The sequence below is a fragment of the Pseudonocardia sp. GCM10023141 genome, from assembly GCF_042653605.1.
The window spans coordinates 216,257-241,084 of sequence record NZ_JBHSIR010000067.1 but is presented as its reverse complement, the minus strand read 5'-3'; the positions used below and the strand labels follow the sequence as shown (position 1 = coordinate 241,084).

At 72.0% G+C, this 24,828-nt stretch carries 25 protein-coding genes; 16 read left to right on the top strand and 9 right to left on the bottom strand.

Annotation, left to right across the window (positions count from 1 at the left end; translation table 11 throughout):
- The first annotated feature begins 29 nt into the window (after positions 1-29).
- Positions 30-254 carry a DUF3107 domain-containing protein gene (locus ACFPFQ_RS38920; protein ID WP_379628112.1) on the top strand — a complete coding sequence of 75 codons (225 nt, stop codon included), beginning with the start codon at positions 30-32 and terminating at the stop codon, positions 252-254.
- A gap of 89 nt (positions 255-343) precedes the next feature.
- Here ACFPFQ_RS38920 and ACFPFQ_RS38915 read toward each other — a convergent pair whose 3' ends face one another.
- On the bottom strand, positions 344-691 hold the full coding sequence (locus ACFPFQ_RS38915; protein ID WP_379628110.1) for a DUF4873 domain-containing protein: 348 nt from the start codon (positions 689-691) through the stop codon (positions 344-346).
- The gene (locus ACFPFQ_RS38910; protein WP_379628108.1) at positions 684-1,400 is read right to left on the bottom strand and encodes a TetR family transcriptional regulator; all 717 of its coding nucleotides are present in this window, start codon (positions 1,398-1,400) and stop codon (positions 684-686) included. Before ACFPFQ_RS38910 ends, ACFPFQ_RS38915 begins: the two co-directional genes overlap by 8 nt.
- Positions 1,401-1,470: 70 nt before the next feature.
- Between ACFPFQ_RS38910 and ACFPFQ_RS38905 the strand changes: the two genes are divergently transcribed.
- From ACFPFQ_RS38905 to ACFPFQ_RS38895, 3 genes are read left to right on the top strand one after another with little or no spacing between them, the layout of a single operon-like run.
- Entirely contained in the window at positions 1,471-2,373 is a 903-nt protein-coding gene (locus tag ACFPFQ_RS38905; protein ID WP_379628106.1) for an SDR family NAD(P)-dependent oxidoreductase, read from the top strand.
- Positions 2,370-3,269 (top strand): AurF N-oxygenase family protein, encoded by a 900-nt coding sequence (locus tag ACFPFQ_RS38900; RefSeq protein WP_379628104.1) that lies wholly within the window; start codon positions 2,370-2,372, stop codon positions 3,267-3,269. Before ACFPFQ_RS38905 ends, ACFPFQ_RS38900 begins: the two co-directional genes overlap by 4 nt.
- The gene (locus tag ACFPFQ_RS38895; RefSeq protein ID WP_379628102.1) at positions 3,269-4,171 is read left to right on the top strand and encodes an alpha/beta fold hydrolase; all 903 of its coding nucleotides are present in this window, start codon (positions 3,269-3,271) and stop codon (positions 4,169-4,171) included. The genes ACFPFQ_RS38900 and ACFPFQ_RS38895 overlap by 1 nt, the downstream gene beginning before the upstream one ends.
- Before the next feature lie 160 nt (positions 4,172-4,331).
- On the opposite strand, the gene ACFPFQ_RS38890 is transcribed toward ACFPFQ_RS38895, so the two are convergent.
- The 3 genes from ACFPFQ_RS38890 to ACFPFQ_RS38880 form a co-directional block, all read right to left on the bottom strand.
- Positions 4,332-4,955 carry a TetR/AcrR family transcriptional regulator gene (locus ACFPFQ_RS38890; RefSeq protein WP_379628100.1) on the bottom strand — a complete coding sequence of 208 codons (624 nt, stop codon included), beginning with the start codon at positions 4,953-4,955 and terminating at the stop codon, positions 4,332-4,334.
- 78 nt (positions 4,956-5,033) lie between these two features.
- Positions 5,034-6,620, bottom strand: a complete 1,587-nt coding sequence (locus ACFPFQ_RS38885; protein ID WP_379628099.1) for a hypothetical protein — start codon at positions 6,618-6,620, stop codon at positions 5,034-5,036.
- Positions 6,617-7,576: a hypothetical protein gene (locus ACFPFQ_RS38880; protein WP_379628097.1), complete on the bottom strand. Its 960-nt coding sequence runs from the start codon at positions 7,574-7,576 to the stop codon at positions 6,617-6,619. Before ACFPFQ_RS38880 ends, ACFPFQ_RS38885 begins: the two co-directional genes overlap by 4 nt.
- A gap of 457 nt (positions 7,577-8,033) precedes the next feature.
- Here ACFPFQ_RS38880 and ACFPFQ_RS38875 point away from each other — a divergent pair, with 457 nt between their 5' ends.
- The 3 genes from ACFPFQ_RS38875 (at position 8,034) to ACFPFQ_RS38865 (ending at position 11,726) form a co-directional block, all read left to right on the top strand.
- A complete protein-coding gene (locus ACFPFQ_RS38875) occupies positions 8,034-9,218 on the top strand; it encodes a DUF445 domain-containing protein (RefSeq protein WP_379628286.1) in 1,185 nt (394 codons plus the stop codon).
- Between the two features lie 91 nt (positions 9,219-9,309).
- Positions 9,310-9,909, top strand: a complete 600-nt coding sequence (locus tag ACFPFQ_RS38870) for a DUF6230 family protein (RefSeq protein ID WP_379628095.1) — start codon at positions 9,310-9,312, stop codon at positions 9,907-9,909.
- Entirely contained in the window at positions 9,909-11,726 is a 1,818-nt protein-coding gene (locus tag ACFPFQ_RS38865; protein ID WP_379628093.1) for a DUF6114 domain-containing protein, read from the top strand. Before ACFPFQ_RS38870 ends, ACFPFQ_RS38865 begins: the two co-directional genes overlap by 1 nt.
- On the opposite strand, the gene lepB is transcribed toward ACFPFQ_RS38865, so the two are convergent.
- Both lepB and ACFPFQ_RS38855 read right to left on the bottom strand, forming a co-directional pair.
- On the bottom strand, positions 11,727-12,287 hold the full coding sequence (gene lepB / locus ACFPFQ_RS38860) for a signal peptidase I (protein WP_379628091.1): 561 nt from the start codon (positions 12,285-12,287) through the stop codon (positions 11,727-11,729). It lies immediately after the preceding gene.
- Between the two features lie 5 nt (positions 12,288-12,292).
- Complete coding sequence (locus tag ACFPFQ_RS38855; RefSeq protein ID WP_379628089.1) at positions 12,293-13,225, bottom strand: Abi-alpha family protein; 933 nt, start codon at positions 13,223-13,225, stop codon at positions 12,293-12,295.
- A 342-nt stretch (positions 13,226-13,567) separates the two neighbouring features.
- Here ACFPFQ_RS38855 and ACFPFQ_RS38850 point away from each other — a divergent pair, with 342 nt between their 5' ends.
- The 3 genes from ACFPFQ_RS38850 (at position 13,568) to ACFPFQ_RS38840 (ending at position 16,245) form a co-directional block, all read left to right on the top strand.
- Entirely contained in the window at positions 13,568-14,572 is a 1,005-nt protein-coding gene (locus tag ACFPFQ_RS38850; RefSeq protein WP_379628087.1) for an alpha/beta fold hydrolase, read from the top strand.
- 59 nt (positions 14,573-14,631) lie between these two features.
- Positions 14,632-15,804 (top strand): adenylyltransferase/sulfurtransferase MoeZ, encoded by a 1,173-nt coding sequence (gene moeZ, locus ACFPFQ_RS38845; protein ID WP_379628085.1) that lies wholly within the window; start codon positions 14,632-14,634, stop codon positions 15,802-15,804.
- Between the two features lie 90 nt (positions 15,805-15,894).
- Positions 15,895-16,245, top strand: a complete 351-nt coding sequence (locus ACFPFQ_RS38840; RefSeq protein WP_379628083.1) for a hypothetical protein — start codon at positions 15,895-15,897, stop codon at positions 16,243-16,245.
- Here ACFPFQ_RS38840 and ACFPFQ_RS38835 read toward each other — a convergent pair.
- Positions 16,242-16,832: an Lrp/AsnC family transcriptional regulator gene (locus tag ACFPFQ_RS38835; protein ID WP_379628081.1), complete on the bottom strand. Its 591-nt coding sequence runs from the start codon at positions 16,830-16,832 to the stop codon at positions 16,242-16,244. The two genes, ACFPFQ_RS38840 and ACFPFQ_RS38835, sit on opposite strands and share 4 nt — an antisense overlap.
- Before the next feature lie 158 nt (positions 16,833-16,990).
- On the opposite strand from ACFPFQ_RS38835, the gene ACFPFQ_RS38830 reads away from it, so the two are divergent.
- Genes ACFPFQ_RS38830 through ACFPFQ_RS38810 form a run of 5 tightly spaced genes read left to right on the top strand, consistent with a single transcriptional unit; the run spans position 16,991 to position 22,187 of the window.
- Positions 16,991-18,601: an ABC transporter substrate-binding protein gene (locus tag ACFPFQ_RS38830; protein ID WP_379628079.1), complete on the top strand. Its 1,611-nt coding sequence runs from the start codon at positions 16,991-16,993 to the stop codon at positions 18,599-18,601.
- Positions 18,576-19,652, top strand: coding sequence for an ABC transporter permease (locus tag ACFPFQ_RS38825; RefSeq protein ID WP_379628077.1), 1,077 nt, complete (start codon positions 18,576-18,578; stop codon positions 19,650-19,652). Before ACFPFQ_RS38830 ends, ACFPFQ_RS38825 begins: the two co-directional genes overlap by 26 nt.
- Positions 19,649-20,548, top strand: coding sequence for an ABC transporter permease (locus tag ACFPFQ_RS38820; protein WP_379628075.1), 900 nt, complete (start codon positions 19,649-19,651; stop codon positions 20,546-20,548). The genes ACFPFQ_RS38825 and ACFPFQ_RS38820 overlap by 4 nt, the downstream gene beginning before the upstream one ends.
- Positions 20,545-21,366, top strand: coding sequence for an ABC transporter ATP-binding protein (locus ACFPFQ_RS38815; protein WP_379628073.1), 822 nt, complete (start codon positions 20,545-20,547; stop codon positions 21,364-21,366). The genes ACFPFQ_RS38820 and ACFPFQ_RS38815 overlap by 4 nt, the downstream gene beginning before the upstream one ends.
- A complete protein-coding gene (locus ACFPFQ_RS38810) occupies positions 21,363-22,187 on the top strand; it encodes an ATP-binding cassette domain-containing protein (RefSeq protein ID WP_379628071.1) in 825 nt (274 codons plus the stop codon). The genes ACFPFQ_RS38815 and ACFPFQ_RS38810 overlap by 4 nt, the downstream gene beginning before the upstream one ends.
- Before the next feature lie 10 nt (positions 22,188-22,197).
- Here ACFPFQ_RS38810 and ACFPFQ_RS38805 read toward each other — a convergent pair whose 3' ends face one another.
- On the bottom strand, positions 22,198-23,883 hold the full coding sequence (locus ACFPFQ_RS38805; protein WP_379628069.1) for a hypothetical protein: 1,686 nt from the start codon (positions 23,881-23,883) through the stop codon (positions 22,198-22,200).
- Between the two features lie 108 nt (positions 23,884-23,991).
- On the opposite strand from ACFPFQ_RS38805, the gene ACFPFQ_RS38800 reads away from it, so the two are divergent.
- Positions 23,992-24,234: a hypothetical protein gene (locus ACFPFQ_RS38800; protein WP_379628067.1), complete on the top strand. Its 243-nt coding sequence runs from the start codon at positions 23,992-23,994 to the stop codon at positions 24,232-24,234.
- Positions 24,235-24,828: the final 594 nt, after the last annotated feature.

The following is a 24,828-nucleotide window of genomic DNA, read 5'->3' as shown; positions in this document are numbered from 1 at the left end:
ATCACAACGTCACGACCAGGAGGTTCCCGGTGGAGGTCAAGATCGGCATCGCGGAGAGCGCGCGCGAGCTCGTGGTGTCCAGTGGCCAGACTCCGGACGAGGTCCAGGCACTGGTGGACGCCGCGTTCGACAAGGGCAGCACGCTGGTGCTCACCGACGACAAGGGCCGACGCTACGTGGTGAAGGCCGCGAGCGTCTCCTACGTCGAGATCGGTCCGGAGGACGGCCGCCGCGTCGGCTTCACCATCGGCTGACCTCGCACCTCAGCCCTCAGCACGAGCACGAACGGCGCGCTCGTCCACCCGTTGTGGACGAGCGCGCCGTTCGTTCGTGGCGGCCTGCCTCAGTCCTCGTCGAGGAGCGGGTCGTCCAGCGCGAACGGGGGCGTGCCGACGCCCGTCACCCGGTAGCGGCCCCACGGGTCCACGTCGCCCACCTTCGCCGCCGCCCGGCCGCCGGGCGTGCTGAGCTCCACCGGCCCGGTGCCCGCGGTGATCGCCGCGACCAGTTCGGTCTCCGCGGCGTCCGCCGGACTCAGACGCACGCGGCCGAACCAGTGCATCCGCCCGTCGTGCGGCTCGTGGCGGGCGTCGAGCAGGGCCTCGACGGCCAGCGCGCGACCGGCCACCGTCAGCGTCGCGGGGCCGGTGTAGCCGTCCGCGTGTTCGTCGCCCGGCGCATCCTCAGCCATGTCCCGCACCGGGCTCCCGGTTCGTGGGGAGGAGGTGCAGCGTGGCGCCGGGCGCCTCGGGGATCCCGAGAACGCTGGAGATCCCGCCCCAGATGATCGTGGTGAGGTAGCCGGTGAGCGCGGCCCGGCTCATCGTGCGCCGCTCCAGCCACCAGTCGCCCGCGCTCTGCACCATCCCGACGAGCCCCTGCGCCCAGGCCTCGGCGCCGCCGGAGTCCACGCCCAGCTCGCGCATCCGGTCGCCCATCAGCGTGGCGAGCATCCGGGCGATGTGCTCGCGGGCGTCGTCCACGATCTCGGCGCCGGGTGCTCGCTCGATCGGGTGGTGCACGACGAAGCGCCAGAGCTCGGTCTCCTCCTCGATGACGCCGAGGAAGGCGTCGACGATGCCGCTGACGACGGCGCGGGGCTCGCGCTCGTCGAACGTGAGGTGGGGCGCCATGCGGCCCAGCAGCATCGCTGCCGCTTCCTGGCCGACGGCGCGCTGCAGGTCGGCACGGTCGGTGAAGTGCCGGTAGAGCACCGGTTTCGTGATGCCGGCGGTGGCCGCGATCTCGGCGACCGACACCCCGGGGCCGTGGCGGCGGACGGCCTCCATGGCGGCCTGCACCATCTCGGCGCGGCGCTCGGCCCGGCGTTCCCTGCGGTGCGTTGCCGACGGTGACTCGGGGGGTCGCGGGGTATTGACAGGAGTCTCGTCGAGAGGCACGGTACCAGTGGTAACAGTTACCACTGGTAACAGCAAGGCTCTGGTACCAGCAAGGCTCTGGAGGATCGCCATGGCGGCAACCGGCATCACGGCAGGCCACCGGGTGCTCGTCACCGGCGCGGCCGGTGGCTTCGGAGCGCCCACCGTGGACCGCCTGCGCGCGCAGGGTGTGCACGTGGTCGGCATCGACCGGGTCGGTGATGCGCGCGAGAGCATCATCGCCTGCGACATCACCGACGACCAGGCCGTCGACGCCGCGGTGCTGGAGGCGGTCACCCGGCTCGGCGGGCTCGACGCCGTCGTCCACTACGCCGGGATCGGCACGCCCAACGACGCGGGCGGCCCGCTGCACCCCGACGCCATGCGCGTGATCGACGTCAACCTGCTCGGCGCCTGGCGGGTCACCGCCGCGGCGCTGCCGTCCCTGCTGGACGGGCGGCCCGGCCGCGGGCAGCGGGCGCGCGTCGTCTTCGTCTCCAGCGAGCTGGCCTACCTGACGCTGCCGTTCGTCTCCGCCTACAGCGTCGCCAAGCGCGGGATGACCGCCTACGCCGACGCCCTGCGCCTCGAGTACGGCACCGAGCTGCACGTCAGCACCGTCTACCCGGGCTACGTCGCCACCCCGATCCACGACGCGGGCCGCGAGGTCGGCCTCGCGCTGGAGGGGCAGGTGCGCCGCGAGGAGGTCGACGACATCGTCGGCACCGTGCTGCGCACGCTGGGCGCCGCCCGCCCGCCGCGCGACACCGCAGGCACCTTCGGGGGCGCGCTCGAGCTGTTCGCCGGGCGCCACTTCCCCGGTGTCGTCGGCGCGGCGGTCGTCAACAGGCTCCGCAAACGGGCCGCAGCCGGCCACTTCGACACCTCACCGATCGCCGCCGGGCTGGTGCGCAGGCTCACGGGCCGCGACGTCACCGCGGCGGTTCCGCCAGCACCGCAACCGGCATCGTCGCCGGAAGGGAGCAACCGATGAGTGCACCAGCCAAGGACGTCAACACGCGCGAGGCCACCGCCGAGCGGCTGCTCCGGTCGTCGCTCGAGCACTCCTACGAGCCCAGCATCGACATCGACTGGGTCGCGCCGCTCGTCGAGGGCAAGTGGGGCATCCCGGAGCACCGCGTGTCGCTCTACGGCACCACGCTGTGGGACGGCCTCACCGACGAGCAGCGGCGCACCCTCTCGGTGCACGAGCTCTGCAGCATCGCCCGCATCGGACTGTGGTTCGAGATGATCCTCATGCAGATGCTGCTGCGGTACTCCTACGACCGCGACCCGCGCCGCCAGCACATCCAGTACGCGCTCACCGAGATCGCCGACGAGTGCCGCCACTCGATCATGTTCGCCAAGATGACCGAGCGCTGCGGCGTTCCCGACTACGCGCCCCGCACGCTCGTCCACGAGGGCGGTCGCCTGTTCAAGACCATCGCCTACGGGCCCGCGATGTTCGCCGGCACGCTCTACGTCGAGGAGATCCTCGACCAGTTGCAGCGGGAGGCGATGAAGGACGACACGGTCCAGCCGCTCACCCGCATGGTCAACAAGATCCACGTGACCGAGGAGGCCAGGCACGTCCGCTACGCCCGCGAGGAGCTGATGCGGATCATGCCGAACTGCAACGCGGTGGAGCGCAGCATCGGCCGCCAGCTCTCCGCGGCCGTGGCGTTCGTGGTGGCGCGCAACATCATCCATCCCGACGTCTACAAGAGCGTGGGCATCGATCCCGCGGTCGGGCACAAGGCGGCGCTGGCCAACCCGCACCACCAGGAGACGCTGCGCTGGTCGGCCCGCAAGCTGGTGCCGTTCCTGCGCGAGCAGGGCATCATCGGCGGGCCGAGCGAGGCGCTGTGGCGCCGGGCCCACCTCATCTGATGGCCGCCCACCTGGTTCCGGGCGCCGACGGCGCTTCCCTGAACGTCCGCATCGACGGCCCGGCCGACGCTCCCGTCACGGTCGTGCTGGTGCACGGCTGGACGCTCGACCTCGGCACCTGGGGTCCGGTCGCGGAGTCGTTGCTGGCCACGACGCCGGCCCGGGTGGTGCGCTACGACCACCGCGGCCACGGCCGCTCCGCCGCCGTCGACGAGTCGACGATGACGATCGAGCAGGCCGCCGACGACCTGGCCGCGGTGCTCGACCAGGTCGCGCCCAGCGGGCCGCTCGTGCTCGCGGGCCACTCGATGGGCGGCATGACGATCATGGCGCTGGCCGAGCAGCACCCGCACGTGCTGGCGCGGGTGGCCGGGGTGGCGCTGGTCAGCACGGCCAGCGGCGGCCTGGAGCAGGCCACGCTCGGCCTGCCCGGCCCGGGGGTCGTCGCGTTCCGGGCGGTCGAGCGCAGGCTCTACCCGTCGCGGCGGTGGCGCACCCAGCAGCGGCTGGGCAACCCCACCCTGCTGCGGCCGGCGCTGCGCTGGCTGCTGGTGGGCCCGTCGTCCTCTCCGGAGGCGGTGCGGATCACGGTCGAGACGGTGGCGGCGTGCCGGCCGCTGACGGTCTCGGGCTTCCGGGCGACGCTGGAGGCCCACGACCGCGACGTCGCGCTGGCCGCGTTCCGCGAGATCCCCACGGTGGTGCTCGTCGGCTCGCGCGACAAGCTCACGCCCGTCCGCTACGCCCGCAGGCTGGTGGCGGCGCTGCCGAACGCCTGGCTCACGGTCTACCCGGGGGCGGGTCACATGCTGCCCGTCGAGCGGGTGACGGCCGTGTCGGCGCGGATCCGTGGGCTCGTCGATCGGGCGCTCGTCCCGGCACCCACCCCGGCCACGCCGTAGCACCCCGGTGACGTGTCCCGCGCGGCATCGGGCCTCTGCGGGACGCGACTCGGGCCGCTGTCCTGGGCTCCTGGGACAGCGGCCCGAGGTCTGGCTGACGCACACCGTCAGGTGTCGGCGCACACCGTTGGCGGTGTGCGCCACCCACTCACGGTGTGCGTCAGCCGTGGATGAGGGGGAAGCCCGCCAGGCCGCGCCAGGCCAGGCCCGACATCAGTGCGACGGCCTCGTCGCGGGGGATGTCCTGGTCGGAGTCGAGCCAGTACTGCGCGGCCACCTGGCTCAGCCCGACGAGCCCGACGGCGAGCAGGCGCGCCCGTGGCATGTCGAGCCCCGCGTCGGCGGTGACGGCGGACGCGACGGAGTCGATGCACCGGGTCAGCGCGCCGTCGACGACGGCGGCGGCCTCCGGCTCGCCGCGCAGGTCGGACTCGAACACGAGCCGGTAGGCCTGGCCCTCGCCCGCGACGAAGTCGAAGTAGGCCGAGACCGCGGCGTGCACCCGCGCCTCGTTGTCGGGGGTGGCGGAGATGGCGCGCTGGACGCGCCCCACCAGCTCGTCGGCATAGGTGGTGAGCAGCGCCCGGTAGAGCTCGAGCTTGCCGGGGAAGTGCTGGTAGAGCACCGGCTTGCTGACGCCCGCCTTCTCGGCGATGTCGTCCATCGCGGCGGCGTGGTAGCCCTGCGCCGCGAACACGTCGCGCGCGGCGACGAGCAGCTGGGCCCGCCGCGCGCTGCGTGACAACCGGGCGCCGCGATGCACCGGAGCCGTCGCCTCGCTCATGCGGTGTTGCCTCCTGCGTCAGATCCGGGCTGGAGCGCATACCTTACCCGCCGGTAGCCCCGGACGGGTGCCGCCGCGTCAGGCGGTCGGGCGCTCGGCACGTCCGCGCACCGTGCCGATGGTCACGCACAGTGCTCCGAATGCCGTGGCCGCCCCCGCTGCGGAGGGACCGATCAGCCCAGCGGCGGCGGGCAGCAAGAGGAGCGCGGGGGCGAGCAGCACGGCGGTGACGGTGGCCCGGACCCTGCGGAACGCGCGCCGGGAACGCCGGATCTCCGCGACGACCGACGGCGCGTCGGGCCCGCCGACGGCGTCCGGGCCGAGGTGTCCGGCGATCACGGCGGCGTCCGCACCGACGATCGCCACGGCCCGGCCCGGGCGGCGCTGCGTGCTGATGGCGACCGCCCGTTCTGCGGGTTCGGTGCCGGTGTCCTCGGTGCCGGCCTCCTCGGTGCTGGCGAGCACGTCGGCCGCGGGGATCCCGACCGCGGCGGCGGCCGGTTCCGCGGCGGCGGGCTCGTCGGTGAGCAGCACCGGGGTGAGCCCGGCGGCGCGCAGTTCGTGCACGGTGGCGAGCGCGGCCGGTGCGGCCACGGCGGACAGCGTGATCACGGCCCGCGCGTTGCCGTCCCACGCCACGACGATCGTGCGCAGGCCCTCCGCTGCTCCCGCGCGCCGCACGGCGTCGAGCTCGGCGGGCAGTGCGATGCCGAAGTCGTCGAGCAGGGTTTCGCGGCCCACCACGACGGCATGGGCCAGCACGGTGCATGCCTTCGGTTCTGCGGGATCTCCCGAGAGCTCGGCGACGACGCCGATCACGCCGTGGCCGGGCTTGCCGTCGAACTCGGCGACGTGCGGCAGCGTGCCGGCGCGGTCCTGACCCGCCCGGGTCAGCGCCGCGGCCACCGGGTGCTGCGGGGCACCCAGCGAGACCGAACCGGCGAGCCGCAGCACCTGGTCGGCGTCCTGCCCTGCCACCGGGTGCACGGCGTGCACCTGCATGCGGTCGACGGGGAGCAGGCCCCGTCCGAGCAGCACCGCCCGGTCGGCACGGCGGGCGCCCTCGCTCACGGGACCGGCGCGGCGCAACGCGGCCGGGGTGGCGAGCAGCAGCGCGCCGGGACACCCGACGAGCAGCACGGTGACCGCCGCCGCGGCGGCCGCGGCGAGCGCGCCCGTGCCGAACCGGAAGCCGAAGGCGGCGACCGCGACCGCGATGACGATGGGCACGTACGCGCCGGCGGCGCGCTGCAGCGGGCGCAGCGCGGCGGGCGGGATCCTCTCCTCGAGGAGGCGGCCGGCGAGCAGGAGCGCGACGAGCCCGGCGGCCACCGACAGGGTGAGCGGGGCCGTGGTGGTGGTGGCCGTGACGGGCTGGATCGACCCGGTGCGCCCGTCGGATCCGAGCAGCAGGCCGTACAGGGCCCATGCCAGCGCGGCGCCCGTAGCGAGCGAGCCCAGCGTGTCGATGGTCGTGCGCCCGTGCAGCAGCGCCTGCCCCGCGCCGCGGTGCAACGGCCACGCCCCCCAGACGGCGACCGGGCAGGCGAGTGCCAGCACGATCCACTGCCAGTGGTCGAACTGCAGTGCGGGCACGGCCGTGAGCGCCGTTGCCACCACGGCGAGCGTGGTCGAGCCGGCCAGCCGATGCTGGAGTGCGGTCACGAGGCTCCGCTCGCGACGGTGAAGTCGGCCGTGTGCACCACGTCGCCCTCCCGGAACTCCAGGAACAGCCGGTAGGTGCCGGGCAGCGACACCGACGCCGTGAAGGCGACGGCGGGCCCGGCCCGATCGGTGGGTGCCGGTTCCGCGGTGGAGCTGGCGCTGGGATAGACGTGGAGGTAGGAGAAGTCCTCCTGCCGCAGCGCCACCAGGTGTCCGAACGCTCCGAGGTAGGGCTGCAGGTCGGTGACGGCGGCCCCCGCCCGGCTGACGGTGGCGAAGACCTGCGACGGACTGCCGGGCACCAGCCGGCCGTCGAGCCGCACCGTGAAGCCGTCCACCTGCGCCACCCGGGACAGCGGTGGCGTGGTGAAGGCGAAGTCGCCTGCGGCGAAGAGGTCGGCGCCCAGCACCAGCGCCGGCCCGCCGGACGGGATGAAGTCGGCGAACGCGCGGTAGACCCCGGGCGTCGCCAGTGCCAGCGGGACGTGCCAGGTGCCGTTCGCGTCCCGGGACGGGAGCAGGTGCTGGAAGCCGGTGCCGTCGCGGCGCGCGACGACCAGGTGCATCTGACGGCCGTGCAGCTCGTCGAACGCCGTGACGGGCCTGCCGTCGGAGCCGGTGATGGTGAACGTGAAGTCCACCGCGGTGCCAGGGGTGAGGGTGGGCGTCTGCGGCACGAACGTGTAGCCGGCCGACGTGGTGGTCAGGCCGCCGGAGTCGGCGCCTGCCGGGCTGAGCGGGGCCGCGGTCGGTGCCCCGCCGCCGGATCCACCCATGCCGGGCATGCCATCCATCCCGGCCATGCCGTCCATGTCGTCTCCTGTGGACGGCGCTCCGGACGGCGCCGGGGCGGCCGCGGAGGGGGTGGCACCGACCGAGGTGCCGACGCCCCAGGCGACCCCGAAGACCAGCGCGAGTCCGGCGAGGTACGCGATCAGCCGAGCCACCGTGTTCATCTCCGCCGCCCTCCGTTCCCGCCGCTGCCCATTCTCTACAACGGCGAAGTGCGCCGATCGTTAGCTCGGGTGTCTTGACAACAGGGTGGCCAATTGCGTTACCTTTGGTAACAGTAACCGCCGGTAACGCCTCGTGATCGCGGTTGTGTCGTGACGGCGGCAGCGGCGTCCCGGGCAATGTCGCAGGCAGTGTCACAGGCAGCGTCACGGCCAATATGGATCATGATCGGCGAGCCTTCCGGCCACTCCGGGCGGCGAGCTGGGACCCTCTGGAACCGCCCACCGGCCGAAAGCCGCAATCCGGCGAATGACGGTGATGCACGTCACGTATGGCGCAGTACGCTGCGCTGGATCACCCACACGGGGATGGGCTGTCCGAGGTAGTACCCGGCCTGGGAGGGGTGGATTGGACGAGATTCTCCGGGATTTCGGCGCGAACTGGTACATCTACCTGTCCATGCCGGTCCTGGCCGCGGCCATCGGGTTCGTCACCAAGGTCGTCGCGATCGAGATGATGTTCCGGCCGATCGAGTTCATCGGCAAGCCACCGATCTTCGGCTGGCAGGGCATCGTCCCGCGGCGGGCGGCGCGGATGGCGAGCATCGCCTGCGACACCATGACGGCCAAGCTGATCAGCCCGGGCGAGATCTTCGCCAGGCTCGACGCCGAGCGGGTCGCCAAGGAGATCGAGAAGCCGCTCCTCGACAACATCGAGGAGATCACCCGCCAGGTCGCCACCCAGTTCCAGCCCGGGCTGTGGGAGTCGATCCCGGAGGCCGTGCGCAAGCTGGTGATCGGGCGCGTCCAGAAGCAGGCGCCCACGATCGTCCAGAACATCATGGAGTCCATCAAGGACGACATCGACAGCGTCTTCGACCTCAAGGACATGGTCGTCACCAACCTGGTGCGCGACAAGGTGCTGCTCAACCGCATCTTCCAGGAGGCGGGCGTCAAGGAGTTCGCGTTCATCCGCCGGTCGGGCATCTACTTCGGATCGATCATCGGCCTGCTGCAGATGATCACCTGGGCCATCTTCCGGTTTCCCCTGATCATGCCGTTCTTCGGGCTCGTCACGGGCTGGTTCACCGACTGGCTCGCACTGAAGATGATCTTCAATCCGAAGCATCCGGTGCGCTACCTGGGCATCTTCGAATGGCAGGGGCTGTTCCTCAAGCGCCGCAAGGAGGTCGCCGCCGCGTACGGCGCCCTCATCGCGAAGGAGATCATCACGCCCCACAACGTCATCCAGGCGGTGCTGCGCGGTCCGATGTCGGACAAGCTGTTCGCGATGGTCCAGAAGGAGGTCCAGCACGTGCTGGACTCCCAGACCAGCATCGCGCGCCCGCTGCTCGTCTTCGCGGTCGGCAGCACGAGGTACCAGGAGATGAAGCGCGTCGTCAGCGCGCAGGTCATGGCGGCGCTGCCCGACACGATGCTCTACGTCGAGGACTACGCCGAGGATGCGATGGACATCCGCAACACACTCGTCACGAAGATGCAGGAGCTCTCGCCCGAGGAGTTCGAAGGCCTGCTGCGGCCGGCGTTCGAGCAGGACGAGTGGATCCTGATCACCGTCGGGGCCGCGCTCGGCTTCATCGTCGGTGAGCTCCAGCTGTTGATGGTCGAACACCTCACTCATTGATCTTCCCCACGCACGGTCCGTAACGGAACCGACGTGGGAGTCGTTTACCGGTGCGAGTCACCCTTTCGGGTGACGGTGAAAGGGGTCCTCGATGGTCGCGGAAGCCGAAGGACGCACCCGCTGGGGTGTGTTCGCACTGGTCGCGGCACCCTGCGCGGTGGCGGTGGCCGTCATGGCGGCCGCCGTGCTCAACGGAGTGCTCGCGGCGTCCGTCGCGCTGGCCGGGGTGCCACTGCAGCTGAAGGTCGACAGCCTCGACGGCAACGGCCTCTCGCTCTACGCCACCTCGATCCAGCCGCTGGTCGGCAACACCCTGCCCGTCGCGGCCGCCGGCATCAGCGAGGCGAAGATCAGCGGGCTGTGCCTCGGCATCGGGGCCGACGTCCCGATCCTCGGTCCGATCGGCATCAAGGCCACCTCCAACTCCGACATCACGGCCAGCAACCTCGTGCTCAACGCCGAGTCGCTCGGTGGCGACCTCAAGGCGGGCAACGCGGTCGTCGGGCAGGACGCCAGCGCGTTCACGGTGGGCCCGGCCGCCAACCGCGGCGCCCCCGGCACGCTCGGCCTGCAGGCCGAGACCGTGACCCTCAGCAACGTCACGAACAAGTCCTACGGGCTCATCGCGGGCACGCTGTCGATCAACGGCGTCAGCATCAACGTGGTTCCCGGCTCCACCTCGCCCTGCTGATGGCCCGGCGTCGGACTGCGGGCCCGGCAACCGGGTTCCGGGCGTGGCGCAGATCCCGGCCGTTCTGGGCGGGTGTGTTCACGATCGCAGGCGGCTTCGAGATCATGGTCCTGCCGCTGACGCCGATCGCCAGCCTCGTGCTGCTCGGTGTCGCCGGGGTCTCGAGCCTGCTCACCGGTGTGGTGATGGCCGTGCTGGGACTGTTCATGTGGCTCTCGCCGCCGAACCGGACCCTCGCCGGGGTCCTCACACTGATCTTCGCGCTGGCCTCGTTCATCATCTCCAACCTCGGCGGCCTGATCGTCGGGATGGTGCTGGGGATCATCGGTGGCGCGCTCTGCCTGGCCTGGACGCCCACGAGCCGCAGCGGCGGCGGCAGGCGGCGGTTGGGCCGTCGTGCGGAGCCGGTGACCCAGCCCGTCGCGGCGGGCCCGGGCGCCGACGACCCGGACACCGAGGACTACGCGCCCGGAACGTTCGGGTCCGGCGAGTTCGTGCTCGGCCCCGATCCCGATCCCGACGAGCCGCACCCCGGGTCGCCGCCGGTCGAGCGGCGGCGGCCCTCGCCCGCCCCGCGTCCGGTCGACGGCTCGGGCGGCCCGCAGTTCGGGAGCCTGATCCGGCGCCGCGCGAGCCGTACCGCCGTGGTGCTCGGGTTCGCGATCACCGCGGTGCTCGGCCCTGGCGTCGCACCGGCGCTGGCAGCGCCCGCCGACACCTGCCTGCTCGGGCTGCTGTGCCCGCCCGGTGGTGATTCGCCCGCCCCGACCACGTCGCCCGCCGCGCCGTCGCGACCCCCGCCGACGAGCGCACCCGCCCCGACGCTGACCCCGTCGCCGCAGGCGGTGGCACCAGCGCCGGGAGCGGCGCCCACCCCGACCCCGGCTCCGCTCATCCCCGGCCTGCCGCTGCCCAACCCCCTGCCCGGGGTGCTGCCCACGCTGCCGCTGCCGGACGTCACGGCGCCGGGCGGGCTGCTCCCGGGCCTCACCGAGCTGCTCCCGTCCGGGCTGATCACCCCGCTGCTGCCGCAGCTGGCCGCCGAACCGGGGATCGAGGTGTCCGGGCGGATCGGCACCCTCACGATGGACACGCTGTCGGTCACGAACTTCCAGTTCCTCGGCGTCGTCGAGCACCGCACCCCGAACGGCACCATCAAGGCGCTGCGCATCGTCGTCGACTCCGCCGACATGGGCAACCTCGGTGTGGTCATGCCAGGGCCCGCGGCGTCGGTGCTGGTCAACCAGCTGCCCGGGGCGCCGCACGCGTCCACGGGGCGGCTGACCCTCGACATCCAGAAGATCTCGCTCACGCTGTTCGGCGTGCTGCCGATCGAGTTCTCGTTCGCGCTGCCGCCGCCCCCGCTGATCGTCCTGCCGGTGCTGAGCGCCACGAACGTCAACATCTCCTTCGTCGCGGTCCAGTCGAACCTGAACGGGCCGAACCTCGACATCCGGCTCGGGCCCGGCTCGACCGGCCCCGGATCGAACACGGCCACCGGACCGGCGCCGCCCGCGGCCACGCTGGTGTCGCTCGCGTCGTTGCTGAAGCTGCCCGGACTCCTCGTGCCCTACGGGTTGACGCCGCAGCAGGCCGCCACCGTCGTGCAGAACCACGATGCCGGCCGGGACCTCACGACGCCTGCTCCCGCGGCACCACCGGCGGCCAGCCCGCTGACGCAGGCGCTGGCCGGAACGGGCCTGCCCGCCGCGGCCGGCGCCGACCCGGAGGCACCCGCTCCCGCTGCGGCGGCGAGCCCGACCACGGCCCCGAAGCCGCCTCCCAAGCTGCTGGGGATCCTGCCGCTGGGGCCGTGATCACGGCGCTGTCAGCCGGAACTCCGGTGCCGTCGCCCCGGATCCGAACAGGACGGTCCCGCGGAGCCGTTTGGCGGCCACGAAGCCCTGGCGGCGGGAGTCGATCGAGACGGCGCGGTTGTCGCCGAGCAGGAAGTAGCTCCCGGCCGGGACGACCGCATCGGCCGGGACCGCGCTCGATCGGCCGTCCGCGCCGCAGCAGGCCTCGGCGCCCGTCCACGGCAGCGTCCCGGCTGCGGTCGCCCGCAGCCACGGGCCGGTGCCGGACACCTGGACCTGCACCTCGGGACCCGCAGGGCCGGCGGGGACGATCCGGACGCGGTCGCCGGGCAGCCCGATCACGCGCTTGACCGCGGCGCCGCCCTCTGCCGGGAGGTACACGACCTCGTCGAACCGGGCGGGGGAGTGATCGGCAGGGTTCGCGAGCACGACCGCGCCGTCGGTGAGTGCTGGCTCCATGCTCGGGCCGTGCACCCGGTAACCGCCCAGCGCCAGCGCCCCGCCGACGAGCACCGCGACCACCGCGATCGTCAGAGCAGCGGCGATGGCGGCCCGGCGCACCCCGATCAGCCGTCGCCGGCGGGCGACGTGCCGTTGCGCGCGGCACCGGACGGGGTGGCGGGTTCGAAGTGGGCACCGTCGCCGGGCAGCGCCGTCGGTGTCGGTTGGATGGCGGGAATCGGCTCCGGGGGCAGCAGGTCCTGCCAGTGCACGGGTTCGGCGACGGCGTCGGCCTCGTGCGGATGGCAGGCGTCCCACAGCTCGCGCCCCAGCGACGAGATGTGCACCGTCTGCCGCACGATGCGGGCGCGACCGGCCTCCCGGGCTAGCTCCTCGGCCGTGCGCACCCTGTCGTCGGTCAGCAGGATGTCGTACTGCACCGACAGCGACGGGTCGGCGTCGCCGATCTCGACGAGGTCCAGGTGCAACAGCCGCGTCAGGTAGCGGGGCACGGAGGCCAGCTCGGACGCGCCCGCCGCCCGCCCGACCGTCGAGGCGTTGGACAGGAGGCGTCGCGAGCCCGAGACGCCGTGGCGGCAGTCGACGTGGATCACCGGGTAGGTGCTGCCATCGGCCAGTGCCGACAGGATCCGCGCCTCGTCGGGCAGCAGCTGGCGCAGCACCGCGAGGTAGAGGTACTCCTTGGCGCGCTGCTTGGTCTGCTCCATGGAACGCAGCAGCAGCTCGGCCATGGCGACGCGCAGCGGCTCGGTCTGCTTCGGCGGGGCCACGGCCCGCGCCGGGCTGTCGAGCGTGCTGCCGTCGGCGGAGCGCCCGTCGTGGAGGGGGTCGACGTTGTCGAGGCGGCGGCGCAGCTCGCCGAGCACGGTGCGTTCGAGCTGGTGGAGCTCGGTCTCCACGGCCGCTGCGCCGGGCAGCTTGCGCGCGAGATCGCTGGTGGTGCGGGTGGCCCAGCGGACGAGCTGGCTCGCCTGCGAGACGAGAGCGCCGGCCCGCTCGTCGAAGCGGTCGGGAGACGGGGAGGTCTCGCTCGGCACACCGGCCTCCGCAACGCGATGACGTGGAACAACTTGGGTTACCAACGGTAACGAGTACCGACGGTAACAGCAAATCGGCGTCGGTGGCGTGATGCTAGCGCGATCCCGATCACCGCCGGCCGCACCTTCCTTCCCGACTCGCGGTGCGTTCTGTCCCAACTCGCCGGGCCGTTCGTCCCAACTCGCGGTGCGTTCTGTCCCAACTCGCCGGCAAGCGTCCGTCCCGCCACCCGCGAGTTGGGACGGATGGGCCCGCGAGTTGGGGTGGATGGGCCCGCGAGTTGGGGTGGATGGGCCGGGCGATCCTGGCGAGGGGGCCGGGCGTTGAGTCATGCTCGACGGGTGTTCTCCCTCTCGCCGCCTGCCGTTCGCCCGTTCGCCACCCGCACGACACCCGCGCGACCGGCGGCGCTGCTGGCCGACCCCGGCTCCCTCCCCGCGCTGGACGTGCACCGCGGGCCGTGGCCGGGGCGCGATGTCACCAGCGGGGGTGTGACGTTGCACGTGCGCGAGACGCCTGGCCCGGACGGCACGCCCGCCGTCTACGTCCACGGCCTGTCCGGCTCTGCCACCAACTGGACGGACCTGGCGGCGCAGCTGAGCTCGCGGGCTGCGGGCACGGCTGTCGACCTCCCGGGCTTCGGGCTGACGCGGCCGCTCCCGTCCTGCGACTACACCCCGAACGGTCACGCCGACGTGCTGCTCTGCTTCCTCGCCGGGCAGGGCAGGCCGGTGCACCTGCTCGGCAACTCCCTCGGGGCGGCCATCGCGCTCAAGGTCGCCGCGCGGCGTCCCGAACTGGTGCGCACCCTGACGCTCGTCTCACCCGCGATGCCCGACCGCAGGCCCGACCCGCGGCGCGTCTCGGATCCGCGGATGCTGCTCGCGATGGTGCCCGGCGTGGGCCGCCGGGCCCGTGCCGAGCTGGCCGCGCTGAGCCCGCGCACGCGGGCGGAGCAGGTGGTGCGGCTGTGCTTCGGCGATCCGGGTGTCGCGCCGGAGCACCGGCTGGACGAGGCGGCGGCCGAGATCGCGGCGCGGGGCCGGCAGGTGTGGGCGGGCGAGGCGATCGAGCGCACGGCGAAGGCGATGCTGGCGAGCTGGGTGCGCGGTGAGTCGCTCTGGTCGGTGGCCGCGCGGGTGACGGCGCCCACACTCGTCGTCTGGGGCGATCGCGACCGGCTCGTCGCGCCACGGCTGGCCGCCCGCACCGCCGCGGCCGTGCGGGGCAGGTTGTTGATGCTCGCCGGGGTCGGGCACGTCGCCCAGATCGAGGCCCCGGTCGCCGTGGCGCAGGCGGTGGCGGGCATGTGGGACGCCGTTGCGGATGGCACCTGGGAAGATTGAGCCGTACCGAGACGTTGCCCCAGCAGAGGCACGCACGTCGATTCGAGGAGTTCTCAGATATGGGGCTACCGCCGCTCGTGGAGCCGGCCGCCGAGCTGACCAAGGACGAGGTGGCGCGCTACAGCCGGCACCTGATCATCCCCGATGTGGGGATGACCGGTCAGAAGCGGCTCAAGAACGCGAAGGTGCTGGTTGTCGGCGCGGGCGGGCTGGGTAGCCCGGCGCTGCTCTACCTGGCAGCCGCCGGCGTCGGCACGCTCGGGATCGTCGAGTTCGACGAGGTCGACGAGTCCAACCTGCACCGCCAGGTCATCCACGGCCAGTCCGACATCGGACGTCCGAAGGGTGAGTCGGCTCGCGACTCGATCAAGGAGATCAACCCGTTCGTCGAGGTCGTGCTGCACCCGGTGCGGCTCGAGTCGTCGAACGTGCTGGACATCTTCCGCGACTACGACCTGATCCTCGACGGCACCGACAACTTCGCCACGCGCTACCTGGTGAACGACGCCGCGGTGCTGCTGGGCAAGCCGTACGTCTGGGGTTCGATCTACCGCTTCGAGGGCCAGGCGTCGGTGTTCTGGGAGGACGCCCCCAACGGCAAGGGTCTGAACTACCGCGACCTCTACCCCGAGCCGCCACCCGCCGGCATGGTCCCGTCGTGCGCCGAGGGTGGCGTGCTGGGTGTGCTGTGCGCGTCGATCGGTTCGATCATGGTGAACGAGGCCATCAAGCTGATCACCGGTATAGGTGAGACGCTGCTGGGCCGGCTCATGGTCTACGACGCACTCGACATGACCTACCGCACCATCAAGCTCCGCAAGGACCCCGAGGCGAAGCCGATCACCGAGCTGATCGACTACGACGCGTTCTGCGGCGTGGTGTCTGACGACGCGCAGGCCGCGGCGGCGGGGCACACGATCACGGCCACCGAGCTCAAGGCCATGTTCGACGCGGGCAAGGACTTCGCGCTGATCGACGTCCGCGAGCCGCACGAGTACGAGATCGTCAAGATCGAGGGCTCGGTGCTCATCCCGAAGGACCGCATCCTCTCGGGTGAGGCGCTCTCGGAGATCCCGCAGGACAAGCCGGTGGTGCTGCACTGCAAGTCGGGCGCCCGCTCGGCCGACGCGCTCGCCGCGCTGCACCAGGCCGGGTTCAAGGACGCCGTGCACGTCGGCGGTGGCGTACTGGCGTGGGCCAAGCAGGTGGACCCGAGCCTGCCCACGTACTGACCGAAACTCCGTCGAGAACGACGTTGCCATGATCATCCAGGCCTTTGGATCATGACAACGTCGTTCTCGACGGTCGGGCATGATGCGGGGGTGGCCGCTCCTGTATCCGCGCTCGACCTCGACGGGCGCCGCTTCGCGATGGTCTCCTCCACCGCGAGCGACGTCGATCCCGTCTCGCCCACCGTGTTCGCCTACCACGAGCGCGACGGCATGATCTGGGGCGAGTACGAGGGCGATACCGTGCGCGTCGGCCGCTTCGTCGGCACCCGCGTCGAGGAGCAGATCTCGATCCGCTTCACCCACGTCGTCGACGCCACCGGCGAGGTGGTGGGCGGTGCCGCGCAGAGTCGGATCGAGCCGGTCGACGGGGGCCTGCGGCTGGTGGAGGACTTCCGCACGGCCGACGGCGAGCAGGTCAGCATCTGTGCTGAGGTCCGCTAGAGGGAGTCCAGCCCGGCGTGCCCCTCGCCGGCCCGGATGAACCGCGTCATGCCCACCTGCTGCGCCACCGGCGCGACGGGCGGGATGTCGCTGGGCAGCAGGTACGGCCTGGCCAGCACCTCGTCCATCACGAGCACCGACTCCACCGCCCGGATCTCCGGCAGCACCGACAGCTCCTCGGTGACGAAGTGGTGGACCTCCGCGACGTCACGGGCGCGCACCAGCAGCATTGCGTCGTGCTCCCCGGTGGTGACGGCGCAGTACTCCACCTGGCTCATCTCGGCCACCCGCCGCCGGAACGAGACCCACGTCTGCGGGCGGACGCTGACGAACACCAGCGTGCAGATGCCGAAGCCGACCTTGCGCGGGTCGACGCGGGCGCTGAAGCCGGTGATCACGCCCGCGGTCACCATGTTCTCCACGCGCGTGTAGACGGTGGCCCGCGAGACCCCGACCTGATCGGCCAGTGCGGACATCGAGATGCGGCCGTTGTCGCGCAGGCCGGCGAGTATCCGCTGATCGACGTCGTCGGTCAGACCTTCAGTTCGTCCAGGTGGAGAGCCACCGGACTCCTGCCCTCTGGACATTCTCGGGCCCCCTGATCAGATCGGGTGGATTCCGTCCAAGGTGACATGCATCCTCTGGACGAACTGAAAACCAGTGGAGCATGATACCGCCGAATCGTCCAGACAATGCTGGCCGCGGGTGCAATCCGTCGAGCAGCGACAGGCGTGCGGAGGTGCACATGACCGGTCCGATATCCATCCGCGGCCGTAGCCGTTCGATGGTGCTGGCGGCAGCGGGCCTGGCGGCCGCCCTCAGTATCGCCGCCTGCGGCTCGGGCTCCTCCGGAGGCTCCGGCGGCTCTGCGACGGGCGGCGGCACGCTGGTGCTCGACTCGAGTTTCGACCTCAAGACGATCGACCCCGGCCGCGAGTACGAGCTCACCGGGCAGATGCTCACCAAGGGCATGTACGAGACGCTGCTGACGTTCGCGAACAACGACCTCACGAAGCCGGTGCCGGACCTGGCCGCGTCGTTCGAGCTGTCCCCGGATGCGAAGACCCTGACGCTGCCGCTCGCGCAGGGCCGCGTCTTCTCCGACGGCTCCCCGATCACGGCCGACGACGTGGTGTTCTCGCTGAACCGGCTGATCGGCATGAAGGGCAACCCGTCGTTCCTGCTCGACGGCGTGACCGTCAGCAAGTCCGACGCCACCACGGTCGTGCTGACCAGCGCGAAGCCCAACGCCGCGCTGCCGTTCATCCTGCCCAACCCGGCGCTGTCGATCATCAACTCCAAGGTCGTCACCGCCAACGGCGGCACCACCGACGACAAGGACGGCGCCGAGAAGTACCTCAACGGCGCGTCCGCGGGCTCGGGCCCGTACCTGCTCAAGACCCTCGACGTCGCCAGCCAGGCGGTGCTGACCAAGAACCCGAAGTACAACGGGACGGCCAAGCCGTTCTACGACAACGTCGTGATCCGCAACGTCAAGGCCGCCACCCAGGTCCTCAACGTCCAGAAGGGCGACTCGCAGGTCGCGGTGGACCTCTCCGGTGACCAGGTCAACGGGCTCGACCAGAGCAAGGTCACCGTCACCAGCGGGGCGTCCGCCTACACGATCTTCCTGTTCCTCAACCAGGGCGCCGACGTCTCGCCGGCCACCAGCAACGCCAAGTACGTCTCGGCCGTGAAGAAGGCCATCGACTACACCGGCCTGCTGGGCGTGGCGGGCAAGGGCTCGGTGCAGCCCGCGGGCGTCATCCCGTCGCTGCTGGCCGGCACCCTGCCGCCCGCCAAGGCGCTCAAGCAGGACGTCGAGGGCGCGAAGGCCGATCTCGCCGCCAGCGGTGTCGCGGGCCAGAAGCCGAAGCTCGCCTACCCGAGCGACCTCACCCTCAACGGGCTCAGCTTCCAGACGCTCGCCGAGAAGCTGCAGTCGCAGCTGGCCACGGCCGGCATCGCCGTCGACCTCGCACCGGCCCCGGTGGCCACCGAACTGGACAACTACCGCAACGGCAAGGAGCAGATCGGGCTCTGGTACTGGGGACCGGACTTCCCGGACCCCTCCAACTACCTGGCCTTCGCACCCGGCGGCTTGATCGGCAAGCGCGCCAACTGGCCGGCCACGGCGGCCCCGGACATCGACAAGGCGGCCACCGCGGCGTCCACGGTGGCCGACACCGCGCAGCGCGACGCGCTCTACCAGCAGTTCCAGGAGGACCTGAACGCCTCGGGTCCATTCATCCCGTTGGTGCAGCCGCCCACCAACATCGTCACCGCGAAGTCCGTGACGGGTGCCGGCTACAACCCGATCTGGACGGTCGATGTCAGCGGTATCGGAGCCAAGTAGCGCCCCGCAGCAGGTCGAGTACCGGGCCGGCCATCCGCTGGCCCGGTACCTGCTGCGCAGGCTGGGCGTCTCCGCGCTGCTCATCGTCGGCGTCACGCTGATCACGTTCGTGCTGACGAACCTGGTGCCCGGCGACTCGGTGGCGGCCAACCTCGGCCAGCGCTCGGCCGAGGACCCGGCGATCGTGGCGGCCTACCGCGCCCACTACGGGCTCGACAAGCCGCTGCCCGTCCAGTACCTGACCTACCTGGGCAACCTGACGCGCGGTGATCTCGGCGAGTCGCAGCAGACGCACCGCTCCGTGCTCACCGACCTGCAGTCGGCCGTGCCCGCGACGCTGGAGATCGCCATCGGCGCCATCGTGTTGTCGGTGCTGATCGGCGTCGGCTTCGGCGTGATCGCCGCGGTCCGGCGCGGGCACCTGGCCGACAGCGCGCTGCGCGTCGTGTCGCTCGTCGGGATCTCGGTGCCGACGTTCTGGCTGGCGCTCGTCGCGTTCTACGTCTTCTCCTTCAAGCTGGACCTGGCGCCGGGGTCGGGAAGGCTCTCGCCCGCGACCTCGGCGCCGCCCGACGTCACCGGTCTCTACACGGTCGACTCCCTGCTCGCGGGCCAGTGGGAGACGTTCGCCGACGCCGTCGCGCACCTGATGCTGCCGACGCTGGTGCTGACGCTCTACACGGTCGGGCTGCTCACCCGCTTCACCCGTTCCGCCGTGCTGGAAGTGCTCGACCAGGACTTCGTGCGCTCCGCGCGGGCGAAGGGCCTGCCGGCGCGGACGGTGCTGTTCCGGTACGTCCTGCGCGCGGCGATGGTGCCGATCCTGACGGTCGTCGGGCTCGCGTTCGGTGCGCTGCTCTCGGGCACGGTGATGGTCGAGCAGATCTTCTCGTGGCCGGGGCTCGGCTCCTACGCCTACCAGGCGGCGTCGCACCTGGACCTGCCCGCGGTGATGGGCGTCGGGCTGTTCGTCGGCATCATCTACCTGGTGATCAACCTGGTCGTCGACCTGCTCTACGGCGCGATCGACCCGAGGGTGCGGGTCTCATGACGGCCACGGTCGGCGACCCGCTGCGCGCGGGTGGGGTGCGGGCGCGGTTCCGCAAGAGGATCCCGCAGGCCTGGCGCACGCCGCTGGGCATCACCGGAGCCGTGGTGGCGGGGCTGTGGATCCTCGTCGCGGTGCTCGGCCCGGTGCTGTGGCCCTACGGCCCGCTCGCCCAGGACTTCCCGCGCCTGGAAGCTCCCAGCGGTGCGCACTGGTTCGGCACCGACGAGCTGGGTCGCGACGTGCTGACGCGCGTGCTCGCCGGCGCGCAGGTCACCGTGCCGCTGGCGCTGCTGCTCGTCGGGCTCTCGGTGGTGATCGGCGGCATCCTCGGCCTGGCCGCCGGGTTCTTCGGCCGCTGGGTCGACGAGACGGTGATGCGCCTGACCGACCTGGTCATGGCGTTCCCGACGGTCATCCTCGCGATGGTCGTGGCGGCTTCGCTGGGCGCGAGCCTGATCAACGCGGTGTTCGCGGCGCTCGTCGTGTCGTGGCCCGCATACGCACGCGTCACCCGCGGTCTCGTGGTCGGCATCCGCACCGCCGACTACGTGCTGGCCGATCGGCTGCTCGGCTTCACGGCCATGCGGTCGCTGCGCACCGACGTCGTGCCGATGGTGGTGGGTCCGGTGCTGATACTGGCGAGCCTCGACATCGGCACCGCCACGCTGCTGCTGTCGGGGCTGTCGTTCCTCGGGCTCGGCGCGAAGCCGCCGACGGCGGAGTGGGGCTCGATGGTGGCCACGGCGATCCAGAACTTCGACTCGTGGTGGATGGGTGTGTTCCCCGGACTCGCGATCCTGACCGTGGTGATGGCGTTCAACTTCCTCGGCGACGCGCTGCGTGACGCTCTCGACCCGCGCACCGCGGGGGTACTCGGGAAGGCCGAGACCCGATGAGCGAGCCCGTTCTCGAGATCACCGGGCTGACCGTCGCCATCCGCGGCGCGCAGATCCTGCGCGGCGTCGACCTCGTGCTGGAGGCGGGCCGGATCCAGGGGCTGGCGGGCGAGTCGGGCTCTGGCAAGACGATGACCGGGCTGGCTGTGATGGGGCTGCTCCCGGCAGGCGCCGACGTCGGCGGGGCCATCACCCATGGCAAGCAGGACCTGCTGGCACTGCCGCCGCGGCGGCGCAACGCGCTGCGCGGCACGGAGATCGCGATGGTGTTCCAGGACCCGTCCACGAGCCTGCACCCGATGCTCAGTGCCGGCGCGCAGCTCACCGATCACCTGCGCCACCACCTCGGCCTGGGCCGGGCGGCAGCGCGCGAGCGCGCCGTCGAGTTGCTGGACCGCGTCCGGATCCCCGATCCGGCGAGCGCGCTGCGGCGGTTCCCGCACCAGTTCTCCGGTGGCCAGCGCCAGCGCATCGCGATCGCGATCGCGCTGGCCTGCTCGCCGAAGGTTTTGATCGCCGACGAGCCGACCACCGCGCTCGACGTCACCGTCCAGGCGGGGGTGCTGCACCTGCTGCGCGACCTGGCCTCGGAGATGGGGCTGGCCGTGCTGCTCGTGACGCACGACCTGGGCGTGATGAGCGCGATCGCCGATCGCGTCGCCGTGATGCGTAGCGGTGAGGTCGTGGAGAACGGCGACCGGTTCCAGGTGTTCACCGCGCCCGCGCACCCCTACACGGCGTCGCTGCTGGCCAGCCTGCCCGGCGCCGCCGGCGGCGTGCAGACCCTCGATGACGTGCGCGCGCTGGAGGAGTTGTGAGTCCCCTGCTGGACGTGGCGGGCCTGCAGGTGATCTACCGCGGCCGGCCGCCGGTGCGGGCGGTGGACGGCGTCGACCTGACCGTCACCGCGGGGCAGGTCGTCGGGCTGGTGGGGGAGTCGGGCTGCGGCAAGTCGACGATCGCACGCAGCGTGTGCGGGCTCGTGAAGCCGGCCGCGGGCACCGTCACGTTCGACGGGATGGACGTGCCGCCGCTCGGCCTGCGGCGCCGTCCGGCGGAGCTGACCCGGATCCAGATGGTGTTCCAGGACCCGTACGCGTCGCTGCACCCGCGACGCCAGGTCGGGGCGCAGATCGGGGAGGGTGTCCGCGCGGCGCTCGCCCGCGGCGCCGAGGCGCCGGATCCGGCCGACTGGCTGGTGCGCGTCGGGCTGGAGCCCGACGCCGCGCGGCGCTTCCCGCACGAGTTCTCCGGTGGCCAGCGCCAGCGCATCGCCATCGCCAGGGCACTGGCAGCGCGGCCGGACCTGCTGATCGGCGACGAGCCCATCTCCGCACTCGACGCGTCGACGCAGGCGATCGTGGCGGCGCTGATGCGCGACCTCGCCGTCGACAGCGGCGCCGGGCTGCTGTTCATCTCCCACGACCTGTCGGTGGTGCGGCTGATCGCCGACCGGCTCGTCGTCATGTACCGGGGACGGGTGGTGGAGTCCGGCCCCGCGCAGGCGATCTGGGACGACCCGCAGCACCCGTACACGCAGGCGCTGCTCGCGGCCGTACCCGTGCCCGACGGCTCCGGCACGATGCCCGCCCCACCCGTCGACGGCGTCGCCTACCCGTTGGAGCCCGTCCTGCGCTGAACCCCGTCGGTCAGTCGGTGCCGTCCACCGTGCGCAGCACCCACGGCGCGAAGTGTTCCGAGCGGGTGTGGGCGTGGCTCATGCGCAGCAGCTCGTAGGGGCGGTTGCGACGCTCGTAGCGCAGCCGCTCGATCACCTTCCAGCGGAACGCCTCGAGCCTGCCGTTGATCGGCACCGACTCCCAGCGCTGCGCGAACCGCGGCAGCACGAGGTTCTGCAGGACCCCCGGGTAGTAGCGCTCGTCGTCGCCGTCGATCGTGTAGACCCGGGAGCTGCGCAGCAGCCCACCCGGCAGCTCGCTGGACTCGTGCAGCGTGTGCAGCGCGCGGCCGGAGAAGCTGCGCTGGTGATCCTCCGGAGACGATCCGGGCTGGCAGAACTCCAGCACCGAACGTCCGCGCCCGGCCGAGCCCTCGTTGAGCTTCGGGGTGTCGGCCACGAGCAGCCAGTCGAGGGCGTCGAGCGAGACGAACCGCAGGTCGAGGCGGTACTCGCCGGCGTTCGGCGCCCAGGCCATCACCGGGTCGGCGTCGTCGGCCCACATCGTGATCTTGTGGGCGAACACCGTGCGGCCGTCATCGAGGCCGTGCGTGGCGAACGTGCGCGCCCGCTCGGCCATCGCCGCCACGTCCGCGCGTGCGGCCGCCGCCACGCCGTGCAGCGCCGCGATCGCGTTGTCGAGCAGGCCGTAGTGCGGGAGCACCACCATCAGGTCCAGGTCGGACGCGCGGTCGTCGGGCCGCGCCCCGCGCACCGTGAAGAAACGGCCGTAGTTCACCGAGCCGCCCAGGATGCCCGCCGTCGGCACTCCGGAGAGCACCCGGCGCAACGCGTTGACGTCGCGGTAGCGCCGCGCCGTCTCCACCAGCGACTCGAACGGTCGCGGCCGCCGCCCCGCCGGGCCGGCGTAGGGCCGGAACCGGTCGAACCGGCTGTCGCTGTAGAGCCGCTCGAACAGCGCGGGCGAGATCGTCTCGGAGCGGTCGATGTTGCCCAGGATCGCGAGCGCGTGCAGCACGAGCTCGTCCTCGCGCCCGTAGTAGTTGGCCGCGATCCGCCCGAAGGACTCCGCGAGGAAGCCGACGATGCCCTCGGGGACGAAGTGCGCGTGCTGGTCGCCCGCGATATCGACGCACTGACGGTAGACCCGCTCGACGAGGTCCCAGTCGGCCGTCTTGCGCGCGGCGGCCATCACCTCCGGCACCCGGTGCTCCCGCGTCGTGAAGACGGGGACGGGCGCGGTGATCGGATCCGGCCGGATGTGGCTCAGCTGCGCGAAGGCGATCATCGAGAGCATCTCGTCGGCGAGTGCGGAGAGGATCTGCTGCTCGTAGCCCTTGCGGAACCGCTCCACGCTGACGCCCTGGGCCTGCGCGGCGGCCTTGCGACGGTCGGTGGCGGGACGCAGCTTGGTGCCGCGCGCCAACCCGAACGTCTGCAGCGCCGCGTGCGCCTCTCGGCTCTCACCGAGGCGGTCCACCGCGGAGCGCAGCAGGCTCTCGACGGCCTCGCCGATCGGTTTGCCGTCGTCGAGGTGCCCGAGATCGGACGCGGCGTCGGTGAGGAACGGGATGGCGATGTCGCGCGCCCTGGCCAGCCCCTCCACCCGCAGCACCCGCAGCTCGGCGCTGAGCCGTTCATGGCGCTCGCCGTCGGCCACCGGCAGCACCACGGGGTCGTGCGGTGCGGCGGCCATGACCTGATCGTGCCCGGCCGATGACCTGTTCTCAACCGGGGTGCGACCGGGTCCGCGTGATCTCCTCGGGGTGTGCCGCTCCCAGCGGCACGTGAGGAGGTGATAGCGATGACCGGAACGATCCTCCTGATCGTCACCGGCCTCGCGTTCCTGGTCGGGATGGCGATCGGAGTGGGGGTCCAGGAGGCCAGCACCCGGCAGCGGGAGCGCCGGATCGCGGCCCAGCGCCGCGAGCTGGCCGAGCGGGCCGAAGCGGCGAGGGCGGCCCGGCAGCGGCGTGACGCGGCGCTGCCGACAGCCCGGGCACTGGTGATCGACCAGAACGGCGACGTCGTGACCCGGGCGTCCTGATGGTGCGCTGTTGCGCAGCATCGAACGTGATGTGGGACACGCTCCACGGCCACCGTGTGCGACGGCCGGCGCCACGCTCGCGCCGGCTCCCCTCGCACGGTGGCTACCGGCCTGCTTACCGGCCCGCAGGCGCCGACCGGCACGCCCCCGCCGCCGTCCGCGGGCCGCGCCCGTTCGCCGGTCGCTGACGGTGCATGCCGCCGAGCCCGTTAGCTGGAGCGGCCCCACGGCCGGCAGGACCGTCTCACGCTGCGTGACAAGATCGTCCAAGATGTACGCAGCGTGACCCTGACCAGGCATTGATCTCCACTTGGAGCAGTGACAAGTCTTCACCCGGCCGGGTAGCGTTCCGTTCCCTGAAAGATCAAGACCGATCATGCGGCGCCGCGGGGTCGGGGGCGCATCGCGCAGCCACGGTGGCCTGACGGAGTGCCATCGTCAATCCGACGGGACTCCGTAACCCGGCGATGGGGGTCGCACTGGTGGACGACACTGCGAGGCGCTGTGCTCTGCCCGGATGCTTTGTCCTGATCGAGGACATTCCGGGCCGGCCGGCCCGCCGCTACTGCACGGCCGCACATCGTGCTGCCGCAC

Coding starts and splice junctions, on each gene's coding strand:
- ACFPFQ_RS38915 (WP_379628110.1), bottom strand. CDS start 691: ATGGCTGAGGATGCGCCGGGCGACGAACACGCGGACGGCTACACCGGC.
- ACFPFQ_RS38905 (WP_379628106.1), top strand. CDS start 1,471: ATGGCGGCAACCGGCATCACGGCAGGCCACCGGGTGCTCGTCACCGGC.
- ACFPFQ_RS38900 (WP_379628104.1), top strand. CDS start 2,370: ATGAGTGCACCAGCCAAGGACGTCAACACGCGCGAGGCCACCGCCGAG.
- ACFPFQ_RS38895 (WP_379628102.1), top strand. CDS start 3,269: ATGGCCGCCCACCTGGTTCCGGGCGCCGACGGCGCTTCCCTGAACGTC.
- ACFPFQ_RS38890 (WP_379628100.1), bottom strand. CDS start 4,955: ATGAGCGAGGCGACGGCTCCGGTGCATCGCGGCGCCCGGTTGTCACGC.
- ACFPFQ_RS38880 (WP_379628097.1), bottom strand. CDS start 7,576: ATGAACACGGTGGCTCGGCTGATCGCGTACCTCGCCGGACTCGCGCTG.
- ACFPFQ_RS38875 (WP_379628286.1), top strand. CDS start 8,034: ATGCCGGTCCTGGCCGCGGCCATCGGGTTCGTCACCAAGGTCGTCGCG.
- ACFPFQ_RS38870 (WP_379628095.1), top strand. CDS start 9,310: ATGGTCGCGGAAGCCGAAGGACGCACCCGCTGGGGTGTGTTCGCACTG.
- ACFPFQ_RS38865 (WP_379628093.1), top strand. CDS start 9,909: ATGGCCCGGCGTCGGACTGCGGGCCCGGCAACCGGGTTCCGGGCGTGG.
- moeZ (WP_379628085.1), top strand. CDS start 14,632: ATGGGGCTACCGCCGCTCGTGGAGCCGGCCGCCGAGCTGACCAAGGAC.
- ACFPFQ_RS38835 (WP_379628081.1), bottom strand. CDS start 16,832: ATGTCCAGAGGGCAGGAGTCCGGTGGCTCTCCACCTGGACGAACTGAA.
- ACFPFQ_RS38830 (WP_379628079.1), top strand. CDS start 16,991: ATGACCGGTCCGATATCCATCCGCGGCCGTAGCCGTTCGATGGTGCTG.
- ACFPFQ_RS38825 (WP_379628077.1), top strand. CDS start 18,576: ATGTCAGCGGTATCGGAGCCAAGTAGCGCCCCGCAGCAGGTCGAGTAC.
- ACFPFQ_RS38820 (WP_379628075.1), top strand. CDS start 19,649: ATGACGGCCACGGTCGGCGACCCGCTGCGCGCGGGTGGGGTGCGGGCG.
- ACFPFQ_RS38815 (WP_379628073.1), top strand. CDS start 20,545: ATGAGCGAGCCCGTTCTCGAGATCACCGGGCTGACCGTCGCCATCCGC.
- ACFPFQ_RS38805 (WP_379628069.1), bottom strand. CDS start 23,883: ATGGCCGCCGCACCGCACGACCCCGTGGTGCTGCCGGTGGCCGACGGC.
- ACFPFQ_RS38800 (WP_379628067.1), top strand. CDS start 23,992: ATGACCGGAACGATCCTCCTGATCGTCACCGGCCTCGCGTTCCTGGTC.